The organism is uncultured Fibrobacter sp., from assembly GCF_946062555.1.
In the GTDB taxonomy this organism is placed as follows: domain Bacteria; phylum Fibrobacterota; class Fibrobacteria; order Fibrobacterales; family Fibrobacteraceae; genus Fibrobacter.
In genome coordinates, this window is record NZ_CAMGVQ010000016.1 from 16086 (window position 1) to 31392 (window position 15307).

Here is a 15307-nt window from a genome sequence, read left to right on the forward strand (position 1 = left end):
GTCTTATAAGGAGAAGGCTTCCTCTAATAGAGGAAGCTTGTTGCATTTGGGAAAGGAGGGTGTTAGGGAGGGCGAAGCCTTCCCTAGTCGGAGAATGCCTCCGCTGTTAGCGGAGGCATTCAGATAAGGGGCGGTTGTAAGCCGGGTTTTGTTCCTTCTCGCGAAGGCGATGACCATCTCTCTGGACGAATCGTTACCGACCGCCTCAAGCAACCTACCCGAATTCCAGCTGGCGCGGGCCACTCCAGGTTCACTTGCGTGAACGGAATTCTGCTTGGTCTTGCACCGGATGAGGTTTACCATGCCGCTCCTGTCACCAAGAGCGCGGTGAGCTCTTACCTCGCCATTTCACCCTTACCGCGCAGAGCCGAAACCCTACGAGGCGGTTTACTTTCTGTTGCACTTTCTGTCGTGTTTCCACGCCTGGACGTTATCCAGCATCCTGCCCTGCGGTGCCCGGACTTTCCTCCAGCATTGCTGCCGGCGGCCATCCGCCACCCCAAAGTCAAATATAGGAAATTACCCCTAAAAATAAAAGGGAGAACTATTCCTTGATATGCCCACACTTGTCGCAGGTGAGCTTGTAGCTGTTATCCGGGTCGACAACCATCACGCCGTCGCATTCAGGAACTTCACACGGGAGCTCCCCCGGCATGACTTCGCGGTACGTTTCTTTTTCGGCCATATTATTCTCCGATTTCCTTGAGGTAACGGGCCAAGGCATCTTGCCATGTCGGAAGCGGCTTGAAACCAGCTTCAACGAGTTTACTCTTGTCGAGGCGGCTGTTGAACGGGCGCGCCGCCTTGCTCAAGCCATATTCGGCGGTAGTTACCGGCAACACCTTCGTGGAGAGGCCCGTCTGTTTGTAGATTTCACAGGTAAAGTCGTACCAGCTGATGTACCCGCCTTCGTTGGTGGCATGGTAGTAGCCGTACTTTTCCGTTTCGTTCATATCGATGAGCAAGCGTGAAAGGTCCAGCGTATATGTGGGCGTACCAATCTGGTCATTCACCACGCGCACGGTATCATGAGTTTTCCCCACATTCAACATCGTCTTGATAAAATTCTTGCCATTCAGGCCGAACACCCAAGCGATTCTCACGATAAAATACTTCTCAAGCGTGTTGGCGACCGCAAGTTCGCCTTCGAGCTTAGTCTGACCGTAGACATTCAGAGGCTTGTAATCCTTGCAGTCGGGTTTCCACGGTTCCATTCCCTGACCATCAAACACGTAATCCGTACTAATGTAGGTCATCTTGCAACCCAAGTGATGGCAGGCATCGGCAATATTCTGCGTACCGCCGGCATTTACTGCGCGAACCTTCGCCACATTGGCATCGTCTTCGGCCATGTCCACCGCCGTCCACGCGGCGCAGTGAATCACGGCGTCGGGCTTGATTTCAGAAAGCACCTTGTCAACTGCGGCGCTGTCGGTAATGTCGAGCTGCACATAGGGCATCGTCGTCACGGCGGAACCGTCGGCTACCCCGCTATAAGCTGGCGCCATGTCGGAGCCAACGCCCGTATGTCCGCGCTTCGCAAGTTCGTTCATTACGTCGTGACCCAGCTGGCCACCTACACCCGTCACAAAAAATTTCATTTTTTTACCTCAAAAAGAAATATAGCTAATCGGCATTATGAGATTCCGCAAAGTACAAAAAACGCCCCGTGTGGCAGGGCGTTCTCTTGTCATCCTTGATATAGGAGTGCTTTAGGAATTGACATATTCTTAACGGGTCACGCGCACCAGAGTAAGCTTGCTACCCTGCTTCACCATGTAGACTCCTGCCTTCTGGAACTTGGCGAAGAGAGCGTCGGCAACGGTGGCGCCATTGGCTACATCGACACGACCGAGCGTACGACCCTGCATGTCGAACACCTGGTAGGTCTTGCCAGAAGCATTCAGACGGAGGTCGGCTACGATAGTCTGCGGATCACCACCTTCGGAACCCGGTTCAGCAGTGGTGAAGACCAGCTTGACGTCGCTAATCTTGACTGCACCTGTAGCTTGTCCCAAATTGAAGGCAAACTGAGCGGCATCATCAGAATCTTCTTCCATAGCAAAGATAAATGAGTATTCCTTTTCCGTAGTGGTGATGTCAAATTCCTTAGTGGCGTATGCACCCCAGGGGTCTACGGATTGCTGGAAGGAAACTTCAATCTTGCGAGCTACATCAGCGCTAGCCTTAAAGGACAACTTGTACTTCATGCCCTTATCAAGAGCCAGATTGTACTGAACAAGCTGCGGCTGGTAACTTTCTGCACCAATAGTGGTAACGTCAACCGTAGCCGTGCCACCAGCAACAGAAGTCTTTGCAGCAGAGCCACCCCAGTTTGTACCCTGACCCAGGAACCAAGATGCATCCTGGTTTGTAGAAATCACGCTACCGCTCGGGAAATTACCATCCTTAAGAAGGTTCACAGAGGTTTCGCCTACCAATTCAAACTTGGCGACAACAGACTTTTCCTTGTCCATGGTTACAGAAATGGTTTCGGTAGAGCCGGTAATATCACCTTCCCAACCCACAAACTTCCAGCCTTCGTTGGCTTTGGCGGTGAGCTGTACAGTTGTTTTCGGAGCATAATAGTTGGCGCTGGGGCTCTTGGTCACAGTACCTGCAGCAGCCGGAGATGCAGTTACATTGAGGCCAAGTTCATCGGCACTGCCACCGATTTTCAGCAGGTTCTTCTTAACTTTAGCATAACCATTTGCAGTGCCCGTATTTCCGGTGTAGGATTCAATTTTCATGGAAGCAACTTCATACAGTCTACCCATCTTCATACCCACTTTAGCCCATTCGCTGAAGTGCTTGGAAATAGAAATGGTACCCTTGGTGCGATGCTGGCTCGTATTCGACGGGATGGACCAATACTGCTTAAAGGTGCTGGTACCCGAAAGAGAAGGTTGCTGAATACGGTCGGTAGTATAGAAATCGTAGCTAATACCATCGATAACAGCAGAACCCCACTTTTTACCGCCCGAGGTAGGATTGTAGCTTCCGCGATCCTGAACAATGTAGTATTCAATTTCATTGCTAAAACCACTGGGAATGTCCTGCTGGTCGTAATAGCCCCAGCCATAGACACTGACATACTTCACGTTGTCGGAGGAACTCCATTCCACATCAAATTCGGAGGTAATATTACCCACATTCTGTACGGTAACAGTGGAGTTAGACCCCCAACGCTTTCCGGTACGGGCCAACATGTTGACAGTACCCTGCCATTCAACTTCGAAAGCACCACCATTTTCGGCGCTTACGTTAAGCTTCATAGTTGCGGAACCGGCACCATTCTGGCTCCAGAGTTCGTAATCATAGCCACCAGCGGTACCCATTTTCTGGGATGTGCCATTGGAGCAGGTAACGGTCTGTCCCCAGGAAATGGAAGACGAAATAGCGGCCATGGCAAAGGCTGTTGTTAAAACTTTTTTGATACTCATACTTTTCCTCACAGGGGGTTATTTATACTCTCTTCTAATTTATACTATTCTACATACGTCGTCAAGCACCACCAAATTAATTCCGTTGTAACCTTTTACAACAGGAAAAAAAGGGGAAAACGGCGATTTTTGAGTAAAAAAGCCTACTTTTGATACAGAAAAGCCCCTCTCAAACATGAGAGGAGCGTTATTTATATAACAGATTGCATCGGCCCCTTTCGAGGCCCCGCACCGTTTTATTCCTCGTCGTTTGCCGGCACACCAATCTGCTGTTCCGGCTTGTCTTCGATCTTTTCGACAGAATCGTCATCGACTTCGACGCCCTGCACATGATCGAAGGTTTCCTTCGCCTCAGCGCTATCCTGTTCGATATCCTCGACGCTCGGGAGTGCGGTAGCATCTTGCACCACGTCACCTTCGCGCAGGCTGATTGCCTTGACGCCCTGGGCGTTACGGCCCGTGAGGCGGATATCGGCAGCCTTGATACGAATCACCTGGCCTTCGCGGCTGGTAATGATCAAGTCGTAGTCGTCAGCGACGCTTTCCACAAACACGGCTGCACCCACCTTGTCGGTCACGTTCAAGTTACGCACACCCTTGCTACCACGGCGAGTAATGCGGTAAGTAGAAGGTTCGCTACGCTTGCCGTAACCGTTTTCGGTAATCGTCACGATCTTGTTGCCAGCCTTGAGCCACAGGAGCGAAATCACTTCGTCGCCTTCAGCCAAGGTAATGCCCTTCACACCGTGCGTGCCGCGGCCCATGGCGCGGAAGCAGCTGATCGGGAAGGTCACGGCCTGACCGTTCTTGGTAGCAAGCATCAACAAATCCTTCGGAATCGGGCGGCCTTCGATATCTTCGGCGTCTTCGGATTCCTCGGCGATGGCGGCCTCGGCTGCCTGAGTTTCGGCTTCGGCATCCACATCGTCGCCTTCGGCGGCCTGGCTTGCCTTGAAGTCTTCGGCAGACATGCCCACGAGCTGCACCTTCACCAGTTCATCGTCTTCGTCCAAACTGATGGCGTTCACGCCCGCCTTGCGCGGACGGCTGAACAAGGTGAGGTCCATCTTGTTGATGACACCCTTCTTGGTCGCAAACACGAGACAGAAGTAACCGCCGAACTTGCGCACCGGCACAATCGCCTGTACCTTTTCGCCTTCGGTAAGACCGATAAAGTTGATAATCGGGCGGCCCTTGCCGTTGCGGGTTCCTTCGGGGAGTCGGTAAACCTTGGTCCAGTAAGCGCGCCCCTTGTTCGTAAACACCAGCAGGTAGCTGTGGGTGCTTGCGGTGAAGATCTGTTCGACGTTGTCTTCTTCCTTGAGAGTTGCGCCGATAATGCCCTTGCCGCCACGGTTCTGGGCCTTGAAGGTATCGATCGGCAAACGCTTGATGTAGCCTTCGCGGCTGAGCGTAATCACCTGTTCTTCTTCAGCAATCAGGTCTTCGTAATCGTAGTCATCGACAGCATCTTCGATAGAAGTACGGCGGTCATCGCCACACTTGTCGACGATTGCATCGAGACGGTCGAGCATAATCTTCACGCGGCGTTCGCGCTTTGCGAGAATGTCCTTCAAGTCGGCAACGGTTGCAACGAGTTCGTTGTATTCGTTTTCCAACTTTTCCAAGTTCAGGCCCGTGAGCTGAGCAAGACGCATGTCCACGATAGCCTGCGACTGGATTTCGTCGAGGTTGAAGCGGTCCTGCAAGGCAGTCTTTGCCGCTTCGGTCGTCGGGCTCGACTTGATAATCTGCACCACTTCGTCGATGTTCTGCGTTGCAATACGCAGACCTTCGATAATGTGCAAGCGGGCTTCGGCCTTGTTCAAGTCAAACTGCGTGGAACGCGTAATCACTTCCAAGCGGTGATCCACGTAAACCTGGATAAGTTCCTTGAGGGTCAAAAGCTTCGGCAGGTTGTTGACGAGCGCCAAGTTGTAGATGCTGAACGTCGTCTGCAGCTGCGTATTTTTGAACAAATTATTCAAGACAACTTCGGCGACCACATCCTTGCGCATTTCGATCACGATGCGCATACCTTCGCGGCTAGATTCGTCGCGGATGTCGGTAATGCCGTCGACACGCTTGTCCTTTACGAGTTCAGCAATCTTCTTACAGAGTTCGGCCTTGTTGACCATGTAAGGAATTTCAGAAACGACAATGCGCGGTTTGCCTCGGCCATCGACATCGATTTCGGTACGGGCACGCACGCGCACGCGGCCATGACCCGTGAGGTAAGCATCGCGAATGCCCGCGCGGCCACAAATCACGCCACCGGTCGGGAAGTCCGGACCGGACACATACTGCAAAAGGTCTTCGCCAGAGATATCCGGATTTTCAGCCACCGCATGAATGGCGTTTGCAATTTCGCGGAGGTTATGCGGAGCCATGGAGGTCGCCATACCCACGGCAATACCGGTGGTACCGTTCACGAGCATGTTCGGGAGAGCGGAAGGCAGCACCTTCGGTTCTTCCAAGGATTCGTCGAAGTTCGGACCCATGTCGACGGTATCTTTTTCAAGATCTTCGAGCATGAGGGCACCCATGTTGTTCATCTTGGCTTCGGTGTAACGCATTGCAGCAGCGCCGTCACCGTCGATAGAACCGAAGTTACCCTGGCCGAACACCAGCGGGTAGCGCAGCGAGAAGTCCTGCGCCATACGCACCAAGGTTTCGTACACGGCAAAGTCGCCATGCGGGTGGTACTTACCGATTACGTCACCCACGATACGGGCGGACTTCACCGTCGGCTTGTTCGGCACCACGCCGAGCTTATGCATACTGTACATCACACGGCGGTGTACCGGTTTAAAACCGTCACGCGCATCAGGCAAGGCACGTGCAACAATCACGCTCATAGAATAGCGCAAGTAGCAATCCTGCATGTCCTTTTCAATCAACGACCTGATTTGCGAACCTGGTACCAATTCTTCAGACATTCTTTTTCCTCTAATTATCCACCGGTGTTTCCACCAGCATTTCGTTTATTTCATTTAAACTTTCTTCGTCGGTCTGGTCGATACGGTGGGGAGTAATCGTCGCATAGCCCTGATTCAGCAGATAGTCGTCGCTATCCTCGGGCTGTTCATCCCACAGTTTATCGCCATCCAGTTGCCACAGTCCATTTTCGTGGGAGTAGTGGTCCGTAAACATTCCAAGAGCCATCTTGGTCGCCTTGTACCCCTTGAAGGTCTCGGCGGTAGCCTTTGGAAAATTCACATTCCAGAAAACACCAACGGGAATCCGTTCAAACAGGCGGTCCCTGACCACTTTCACGGCAAATTCCTTCGCCGTTTCGAGCATATTCGGAGTCGTTCCCCTAAGTGAAAGAGCGATGCCCGGCACACCCCAAAGGGCTGCCTCGCGGGCACCTGCGACCGTGCCCGAATAAAGCGACGACACACCGGAATTTTCGCCGAGATTCACGCCCGAGAAGCACACATCAAAAGTCCCCGGACCGGCCCCCTCGGTAGTAAGTCCATGGGCGGCAAAATGGCCCAATGCAAACTTGACGCAATCGGCAGGGGTCCCCGACATGGAATACGCCTCAATGGCCGAATTCTCTGTAATTTTGACTTTTTTGACCGAAAGTCCGCGTCGAACAGTAAAGGCGTGTCCTACCCCGCTCTGCTCCACTTCGGGCGCAAAAACGCACACGTCCGCATAAGGGGCGAGCGCACACGCCAAAGCGAGCATATAGCCACTCTGGATTCCGTCATCGTTTGCGATGAGGACACGTGTCTTTTGGTCTTCTAACATGTAAGATAAAAGATAGAAAATAGTGCGCAGAAATTAGAGCCTAGAACTTAGATTTTATGGCATTTACAAGCCCATCCAACCCAGTTCTGCCAACTGCCGACTAAGTTCTAAAATCTATCTTTGGAGCATGTTTTCCGAGAAGAAGTTTTTAGCGACTAAAGAGACCTCCAAGGCCAAGCGCATGGCCGAACTTTTACGAGTCATCATTTTGCAGCTGGGCGACGACGTGCCCCGCGCCAAGCGTGAATTCGAAACCTACGCCGAATGGATGAAACTCCCCGAAAGCGAGCGCCTTACCGGAAAAAACCAAGCGCAAATGATTGACCTGTACAAGACTTTCCGCACGCGGGCGGGCCTCGGGTTCGAACGGGATGTGTACCTGGAGCAGGAACCGGGGGACCGCGAAGTCGCAAACGAAGCTCCGCTCCCGTTCGCCGTACTCGTGCACAACTTGCGCAGCGCCTTTAACGTCGGCTCCATCATCCGCAGCACGGACTGCTTCGGGCTCGAAGGAGTCCACCTGAGCGGTTACAGTTGCGGCCCCGACCATGTGACGGTCAAGAGCGCCGCTCGCGGCTGCCAGGAATGGATCCCCATCAAGCGCTGGGACTCCCCCTTCGACTGCGTCAAATGGCACAAGGAAAACGGCTACGAAATTATCGCCCTTGAAACCGGCGAAGATATTCCAAGCATCAACAATGTAACATGGCCCGAAAAAGGTCTGATCATTCTCGGCAACGAAGAATTAGGAATCGCCCCCGAACTCATGGCAGAGGCGACGATGAAGGTGACGATACCCATGGCGGGCCGCAAGGCGAGCATGAACGTCGCCGGGGCATTCGCCATCATGGCGTTCTGCCTACGGAGCCGTTGCGGCAGGGGCTGACGATTTCTCGTTGTTCAACGCCTTCACCGCTTCGGTCAAGCGATCGATGGCCTTGATGAGTTCATCCATCTTGGCTTCGCTCACACCACCGGCAACAGCGGCGGGCACACTTGCGGCAGTCGCGGCAGCCTTTGTCGCTCCGGTCGCTGAGCCTGTCGAAGCGTTCACGGGAACCTTGCCAAGCCAGATGTCCGGCCAGCGGTCGTTACCAGTATGATACGTAATACGCGTTGCCGATTCCACCGGTTCGCCAATCTTCCAGATATAGAGCTCATAGTCAAACAGGTCGTGGTCGTGGCCCTTGTCGGTTGCGCCCCACACAAGCCACTTGCCATCGGGAGAAAGGCGCGGGAAGTATTCGTGACTGCGGCGGCCAGGCAAGTCCATCAGCTTCACGTTCTTCGGAATGCCAAAGAAGCCCACCTTTTCAATCTGCTTGCCGTCTTTGGCTGAGAACCAAAGGATTTCACTCGGAGCAGCGGTACCGCCGTTACCCGTGGGGTTCACGCGGTAAAGTTTGCTACCGTCAAAGTTCCAGTCAATCTGGCAACCGTCACCGGACTTGGTCCAGGCGTTCTTCGACAAATCCCACACGCCCGTTTCGCGCATGGAACCGCGGAGCGTAATCGCCACATGCTTGCCGTCGGGGCTCATATTCGGCTCCTGCAGAATCACGCCGGACTTGTTGAAGGCCTTTTCGCCATCAAGCACCAAGGTCTCCGCCTTACTTGCGAGATCCATAGTGAACACCTTGCCGGCGCGGCTAAATACGATCGACTTGCCGTCGGGTCTCCAAGTGCCCCATGTGGCGTTGTCCACCACCTTGCGAGCATTTTCACCAGAAATGTCGACCATCCAAAGGTCCCACTTTTCCGGGTAGTTGGCATCGTTTTCAGGCACCCAGCCACCCTTGCTGCGGTTAAAGAGCACCGTCGATCCATCGGGAGAAATGCGCGGGAACCAGTCCACGTTGTCGCCACTCGTAAGTGCGCGGGCATTCGTACCATCAGCGTTCATAATCCAAATATCATGATGGGAATTTGCACGACTTGTCGCCCAGACAATGGCACCTTCAAGCTTACCCTTGAGAGCATCGAGCGCCTTCTGTTCCTCGGCAGTCGGGTCAACGGCGGCACCCGTCGGAGCCCCCTGCTGGGCAAAAGTAGCCGAGAAAGCCAACAAAGCGGGAATCGCAAACTTCATCACGTTCATATAAACCTCAAAAAAGGGTTCGTTCCTAGGAGAACGGACCATACTATACTGCGTAATCTAGTAAAATGCCTCTAAAAAACGGCACCCAAAGCCCCAAAAATATGACAGAACGCACACTTTACACATCCGTAAACAAAAAAAAAGCACATTTTTTTCCTATTTACCGAATGAAAATTTATTTTCAACATAAAAAGGGATGCCTATCATGAAAAAAACACCTAAAATTGCATTTCTGTCGTCTTTGGCCCTGTGTACCTCGCTTGCTGTAGCCCAAGACATCACCCCCACCCGCGTGGGTCCTGTCAGCCAGTACGGTCAGCTCATGACCGGCAAGAACTCGCAGGGCAAAGGCCGCATCTACGGCAGCTGCGAAGGCGTCAAGGACGGTGCCGAAGTCCAGGTACGCGGCATGAGCCTTTATTGGAGCCTTTTGCCAAAGGCAACGGAATTCTGGACATCCGAAGGCATTTCCACTATGGTCCGCGACATGAATATTCAAGTCGTGCGTGCCGCCATGGCAACCACAACCGATGACTGGTGGGGCTGTAAAGACGGTTCTGAAAGCTGCGGCGACGACAAGTCCAAGCACATCACCGGCTACGCATCCGACTCTGAATTCCAGACGAACCTCATGAACACTGTCGTACAAGCCGCTATCGAAAACGACATTTATGTCATTATTGACTGGCATTCTCACCAAGCACACACCGAAGTTGACAACGCCACCAAGTTCTTTACCGAAATGGCCCAAAAATGGGGTAAGTACGACAACGTCATCTTTGAACTTTATAACGAGCCCATATCTACATCCTGGAACGAGATCAAGGCTTATGCTGAAAAAATCGTTCCCGTCATCCGTCAGCATTCCGACAACCTGATTCTTGTCGGCAACAGGCAGTACGACCAGAATCCGCAAGAAGCCATCGGCAATACAGTTTCTGGCGAAAACATCGCCTACACATTCCATTATTACGCCAATTCTCACTGTTGGAGCGGACAGACCTCTTGGGGATCCGCTTGCGAAGGCGCTAATGCACAGCAGGCAATCGACGCAGGCCTTTCCGTATTCGTTTCCGAATGGGGCACGGGTAACGCCGATGGCGGTGGCGAACCGGACCAGAGCAAGAACACGGGCTGGCAAAATTGGATTGACGGCAATAAGCTTTCCTGGGCGAACTGGTCCGCTTCCAAAATTAGTGAAGGAACCGCCGCATTCCAGGGTTCTTCGAGCAAGACCTCGCTGCAATACACCACTTCCGGCAACATGGTCAAGGGCTACCTTGCCTCCAATCCCACGAGCTACACCAAGTGTGCAAACGGCAACAACGATGGTGGCAATAACGGTGGTGAAACCCCGATATTTACAAAGGCCGACCAGAACCACAACGTAACCTTTGCAGGTAAGACACTCCACATTGCAGGAGCTCCTGCAACCGTTGAAATATTCAGCATTCAGGGCAACCGTCTGATGGTCATTGACAATGTGAGTGGAACACTTTCGCTCGCAAGCCTCCCTGCAGGCAAGTATCTCGCACGCATCAACAGAGGTTCTTCCAAGTTGACGCGAGCATTCCAGATCAAGTAACTCCGTTACACAAACGAGAGAGCAGGAGGTGCGACATCGGTCGCACCTCTTTTTTTAATGTTTATCGAATACAACGAAGTAGTCGTCGCGGTAGGCAAGGTGCCAGGGGGGGGATTTTGCGAGAGTCTGCAGCAGGGCATCCCAGCGAGCGAAGTACTGCAGCGGGAATAAGGCTCGGTCGATGCCTAAGGAATCGGCATCCGACAGAAATCGCTCCGGATGGATCGCGTATGCGAGATAATTCTCAAAAAAGTCCGCCGTCTTAAGGATAAAGCGCCCGTCGATGTAAATGGAATCTGCGGGATTCACAAAGGCAAGGTACCCCCCCGCACGGTCATCATTAAAAAGTCGCCCTTGGTGCGGATGTTCTTGCATCCACCGCGTTGCTTCGACGGGAACACGCTGGTAGGCGACCATAGAATAGTCGTAGGCGGAAAGGGAACGCGCCCAGAGACCCAAGATGAAGAAAGTAGGCAGTAGGCAGTAGACTGTAGGAAGAGGAACGCGAGGAATGAGGGACGAGGTCGCAACCTTCGGTTGCTTTGAGGAGGTTGTCAACACTCCTATTAGTACCGGTAAGAACAGCACAAAGTTGCGCTCGGCAACAAGGGCAAGGATGGCTGTTATCATAAGCCATATCAATTCAGAATTCCGAGCTCCGAATTCTGAATTACGGCAAATAAAACGTTTTATTGCAAAAAAAATTCCAACCAAGCACAATACAATCATCAAGGCACTTTGGAGTGCATTCTCCCCCGCCAGCAACAAGGTAACCGGCGAGCGGTTCTCGGCGATTTCACTTGCAAAGATTGCAGCAGAAGGAGTCATACCCAACAGACGGTCCAGCAAGCCGAACGGATACAGGAACAGGTTCAATCCCTCACGGTGCAAGAAGGGCATCGCAAACAACGCTGCCACAAAAGCGACGCGCCACGCAACAACCTTTGGCGGAAAAACTTTTCCACCTTTGCGATAATCCCAAATTTTCGCAAGCAGCACAAGCAACGCAAAAAACGGACCGAGAATATAAAGCCCCTGACATTTGCACCAAAGGAATTGAACGACAAGGACTAAAGTTACAAATATCAGTTTACAGGTTTTAGAGGATTGAAAACAAGTTGTTGAATCTTGAAATGGCTCTCTGGATCCCATCGCGCGATGCGCTCCAGGATGACCGTTACTTGAAAATGCCGCATCCCGGAGGGAATCGCCATGACAATCTCCAAAAATACGAGGCAAGACATTCCAATAGATTCCGAGGAACAGGAGCGATAAAAGCACTGGACGAATTTCAAAATGATAGCGGAATATAAAAAGAAAAACAACAGCAGCTAGAGGTAGACTCATGCAACTAGAGAATGCCGCGACTTTTCGGGTTTCGCAACGACATTTTTGGGAGGCCGGCAGCAAGAAAAGTGTAAACGTGACGCCCCAAAGAAACGCCTTGAACGCAACGAGAAGCGGAGCGCCGCCAAGACCGTAGACAAAGCCTACCACCAGCTGAAAATATTCATGCACATTCACAACGGGCGTTCGCACTGGAGTCCATGTCGTCACCCACTCGCGAGCGCAAGCCAAATGCCACCAGATATCCGTATCGGTCAGTGGAAAGATGGAAAACAGTATGACGGCAATCGACAGCAACCGCATCTATGCTATTCCAAAGTAATTAACAGGGAATCCAGACGGGCAGTCAACTGTTCAGCACCTTTGATACTCAAATGGTCCGTATTGAGAGCCATCTGGTCGATATAATCATGATTTCCGTTACGGTTTTCATCAAGAACCTTAAAATGAGGGATGCGATCAGCCAATGCCTGAACGGCTTCTATATACTTTGCGGCGGCAGAACGCTGAGGGCCGTAACGGCCCCAGGAACCCGTTTCTCGATAACGGGGATTCTGGGGGAATATCACCCCGATCACATTGATTTGCAAACGATCCATTTCCTTCGCGAAAGATTCTAGACGAGCCAAGTTCCAATCCAGAGCCTGCGCTTGCGTCTTAGACCAATTAGAATCAGACTCCACCAAAGGGACACCCCATTCAGCCGCTTCATTTCCCACCCAGCCCCTTGATTGTCCGTAGACCTCGATCGCCATCGTCGAAAAAGGCGAAACTGCCTCGACGATCTGCGAAAAATCAGCCATATCCTCATTTTCCCAGAAGAAATGGTTCTTGTCATAAATGTAACCTGGAGTATTCATGAACAGGTAATCAGAGAAATCTGTTTTATTTTGCCACAAATCAAAATCCAGCGAAACAACAACTGTCTTCAAATTTTTCAGATGATTTACCCCGTAGTTTTCAGCAACATAGAGCGAAGCATTCATGTCATTTCCCGAATGTCCCATATTCAAGGCGAATCCCGACTTTATTTTGGTTGCAATAATTCCATCCTCGGTTCTGGAGCTACCGACGCAAAGAATCTCCACCTGGTTCGCATATTTCCACATCAGGTTCATCTTATAGGCCAACGCCTCGTGCGGCCAATCCTGGCCTTCCACAAAATAAACCCCTGCACTGTCCAGGTCAAAGACAAACTCGCTCACCGAAGTCTGGACATCACTACTCCACAAGCTCGGGTGCCAAAGTTCATCCCCCTCTACCAGTTCCACGATGTTGCCGTCGTTTAGGTCAATAAGTGCAATTCTTGTATGGGCACCGTTCGCATTTGCAAGGGTCGCCACGGCATAATTACCGTTCGTCACCCATTCGCTATGGTCAAAGGAATAACCCGCAGGAGCAGCAAGAGTCTGAAACAGATTGCCGACACTATCAACAACAAGAAGACGTTCGTGCGTTCCATAATTGACACCCGCATATTCGCGACCTGTTTTTCCACCGAAGTCAAGGAACAATGTACGCTTGGAGCTGTCCTTGGCAAGCGAAGCATTGCAAGCCTGTTCGGCCACACCCTCATTTTGATACCACACCGTATCGTGGGCACTCAACATTACCGTCGAACCATTATTCGCCAAGCGGGCACGCAGAAGTCTCGCCCCCGTCACGGCAAGGGAATTGTCTTCGCTGATACCGCCATGGTAAGCTCCATCAAAAAGCTTTTGCGGCTTGCCGAATTTACCATTCGCAAAAGGCACCTGCCAGGTTGATGCCGACTTGAAAGCGGATTCTTCCTTGTTGTTGCCCGCATCGGTCACATAGACGATTACCGTTTCACCTGATTCTAGCACTCGCCAACGCGGAATCGCAGCCGATCCAACTTCCAGTTTCACCAAATTGGAACCTGCTGCATTCAGATCCCGCACATAAATATCAGATTTTCCAGACACTCCTTCAAGTCCCGTGCAAAAAGCGACATATTTGCCGTCAGGAGAAATTTCAGGATGGTAAACCTCAAGCGTATCCTCTATTTCATACACAGAAAGATTTCCGCTGGAATAGTCAATATACGCTAAATTTCCCGACTTATCGTCCCGGAAAGCCAACTTGACCCTATAGGTTTGAAATAGGGAACGCACCGTTGCGGAACTCGTCAAAGGGACTACGCGACTCGATGACGCCTTACCATCGTTTCCCATCCAAGTCGCCCCAGGAATCGCACCAAAAGCAAGACGGAAACCCACATAATCAGCCCTCGTCGACGACGTCACCGTGTATACATCCCCGCGACTGTAAAGAGTAACAGTTTCCGCTGAATTGCGGTAACTACCTCCCTTCACGATACGCTGTCCAAGCGCGCCACCATCGGGAGCTCCGACATAGTTCGTCACCGTCGTATCGCGGAACTTTCCGAGCCAGTCGTTCACCCACTCCATGGCGTTTCCCGCAACATCACAAAAATGCACAGACGAATCCTTTTTTTCGCAGACGGGATGCAACCTGTAATTCGAATTTTCGGAGGTCCAACCGCCAGCTACGTTCCAGCTCTCCGTTGCCACCAAAATCCATTCCGCTTCGGTCGGTAAACGATACGCGTTCTTTTCGGGACGGTACGCAAAGCCTTCCAAATTTGAGCAATGTCCTTCCGAATCAAAAATGGCGCGGCTGTAAGTATAAGCAGTATCAAAGCCCTCGGACTTGCTACGTTCATTTGCAAAAAGGACCGCATCGTAGTAGGTAATGTTCGTCGCAGGAACCGAAGCCTCACACGACAAGGAAAGTCCCCTTGCCGTCATCAAATCGTTAAATTCAGCACAGGTGACTTCGGTGCGTCCCATCGAAAAATCATAGTCAAAACGAACTTTCATCGACGGTCGCTCATTTGCTTTCGCCGTCACCTCGTTGGTTCCCAAGAGAATCGATTCGCCAGTAGCCTTGATACGGAGCATTCCTACTAACGAATCACCCTCAATTTCTATGTTCGAAGAATTCCCCGAAGACACCCCATCCGAATTGGAACAAGCCGCCCAAAAGATGAATAATATGACCGGAAAAACAAATCTCAAGAAGTCCACCCTC

The 15307-nt window shown here is 51.7% G+C and carries 10 protein-coding genes and 1 other RNA gene; 2 read left to right on the forward strand and 9 right to left on the reverse strand.

What is annotated here, in order from left to right; translation table 11 throughout:
- Window positions 1-121 precede the first annotated feature (121 nt).
- From rnpB to surE, 6 genes are all read right to left on the reverse strand, one after another.
- Window positions 122-503, reverse strand: an RNA gene (rnpB, locus tag Q0P86_RS06535) — RNase P RNA component class A.
- Window positions 504-544: 41 nt separating this feature from the next.
- Window positions 545-685 carry a hypothetical protein gene (locus Q0P86_RS06540; protein ID WP_158212913.1) on the reverse strand — a complete coding sequence of 47 codons (141 nt, stop codon included), beginning with the start codon at window positions 683-685 and terminating at the stop codon, window positions 545-547.
- A 1-nt stretch (window position 686) separates the two neighbouring features.
- The gene (rfbD, locus tag Q0P86_RS06545; RefSeq protein ID WP_294112468.1) at window positions 687-1601 is read right to left on the reverse strand and encodes a dTDP-4-dehydrorhamnose reductase; all 915 of its coding nucleotides are present in this window, start codon (window positions 1599-1601) and stop codon (window positions 687-689) included.
- A 129-nt stretch (window positions 1602-1730) separates the two neighbouring features.
- Entirely contained in the window at window positions 1731-3443 is a 1713-nt protein-coding gene (locus Q0P86_RS06555; RefSeq protein ID WP_366941277.1) for a glycoside hydrolase family 11 protein, read from the reverse strand.
- 236 nt (window positions 3444-3679) lie between these two features.
- Window positions 3680-6382, reverse strand: coding sequence for a DNA gyrase subunit A (gene gyrA, locus Q0P86_RS06560; protein WP_295038209.1), 2703 nt, complete (start codon window positions 6380-6382; stop codon window positions 3680-3682).
- 10 nt (window positions 6383-6392) lie between these two features.
- A complete protein-coding gene (gene surE / locus Q0P86_RS06565; RefSeq protein WP_294112465.1) occupies window positions 6393-7202 on the reverse strand; it encodes a 5'/3'-nucleotidase SurE in 810 nt (269 codons plus the stop codon).
- A gap of 127 nt (window positions 7203-7329) precedes the next feature.
- On the opposite strand from surE, the gene Q0P86_RS06570 reads away from it, so the two are divergent.
- A complete protein-coding gene (locus Q0P86_RS06570) occupies window positions 7330-8088 on the forward strand; it encodes a TrmH family RNA methyltransferase (protein WP_072977421.1) in 759 nt (252 codons plus the stop codon).
- Here Q0P86_RS06570 and Q0P86_RS06575 read toward each other — a convergent pair.
- Window positions 8062-9300: a hypothetical protein gene (locus tag Q0P86_RS06575; protein WP_295038213.1), complete on the reverse strand. Its 1239-nt coding sequence runs from the start codon at window positions 9298-9300 to the stop codon at window positions 8062-8064. The two genes, Q0P86_RS06570 and Q0P86_RS06575, sit on opposite strands and share 27 nt — an antisense overlap.
- 205 nt (window positions 9301-9505) lie before the next feature.
- Here Q0P86_RS06575 and Q0P86_RS06580 point away from each other — a divergent pair, with 205 nt between their 5' ends.
- Window positions 9506-10885, forward strand: a complete 1380-nt coding sequence (locus tag Q0P86_RS06580) for a cellulase family glycosylhydrolase (protein ID WP_295038215.1) — start codon at window positions 9506-9508, stop codon at window positions 10883-10885.
- A gap of 54 nt (window positions 10886-10939) precedes the next feature.
- On the opposite strand, the gene Q0P86_RS06585 is transcribed toward Q0P86_RS06580, so the two are convergent.
- Together Q0P86_RS06585 and Q0P86_RS06590 are read right to left on the reverse strand one after the other, a co-directional pair.
- A complete protein-coding gene (locus tag Q0P86_RS06585) occupies window positions 10940-12535 on the reverse strand; it encodes a hypothetical protein (RefSeq protein WP_295038218.1) in 1596 nt (531 codons plus the stop codon).
- Between the two features lie 5 nt (window positions 12536-12540).
- Window positions 12541-15303 carry a TIGR02171 family protein gene (locus Q0P86_RS06590; RefSeq protein ID WP_295038221.1) on the reverse strand — a complete coding sequence of 921 codons (2763 nt, stop codon included), beginning with the start codon at window positions 15301-15303 and terminating at the stop codon, window positions 12541-12543.
- Window positions 15304-15307: the final 4 nt, after the last annotated feature.

Excerpts from the sequence above, each read along its gene's own strand:
- Q0P86_RS06540 (WP_158212913.1), bottom strand. The coding sequence starts at position 685 with ATGGCCGAAAAAGAAACGTACCGCGAAGTCATGCCGGGGGAGCTCCCG.
- surE (WP_294112465.1), bottom strand. The coding sequence starts at position 7,202 with ATGTTAGAAGACCAAAAGACACGTGTCCTCATCGCAAACGATGACGGA.
- gyrA (WP_295038209.1), bottom strand. The coding sequence starts at position 6,382 with ATGTCTGAAGAATTGGTACCAGGTTCGCAAATCAGGTCGTTGATTGAA.
- Q0P86_RS06585 (WP_295038218.1), bottom strand. The coding sequence starts at position 12,535 with ATGCGGTTGCTGTCGATTGCCGTCATACTGTTTTCCATCTTTCCACTG.
- Q0P86_RS06580 (WP_295038215.1), top strand. The coding sequence starts at position 9,506 with ATGAAAAAAACACCTAAAATTGCATTTCTGTCGTCTTTGGCCCTGTGT.
- Q0P86_RS06575 (WP_295038213.1), bottom strand. The coding sequence starts at position 9,300 with ATGAACGTGATGAAGTTTGCGATTCCCGCTTTGTTGGCTTTCTCGGCT.
- Q0P86_RS06570 (WP_072977421.1), top strand. The coding sequence starts at position 7,330 with ATGTTTTCCGAGAAGAAGTTTTTAGCGACTAAAGAGACCTCCAAGGCC.
- rfbD (WP_294112468.1), bottom strand. The coding sequence starts at position 1,601 with ATGAAATTTTTTGTGACGGGTGTAGGTGGCCAGCTGGGTCACGACGTA.
- Q0P86_RS06555 (WP_366941277.1), bottom strand. The coding sequence starts at position 3,443 with ATGAGTATCAAAAAAGTTTTAACAACAGCCTTTGCCATGGCCGCTATT.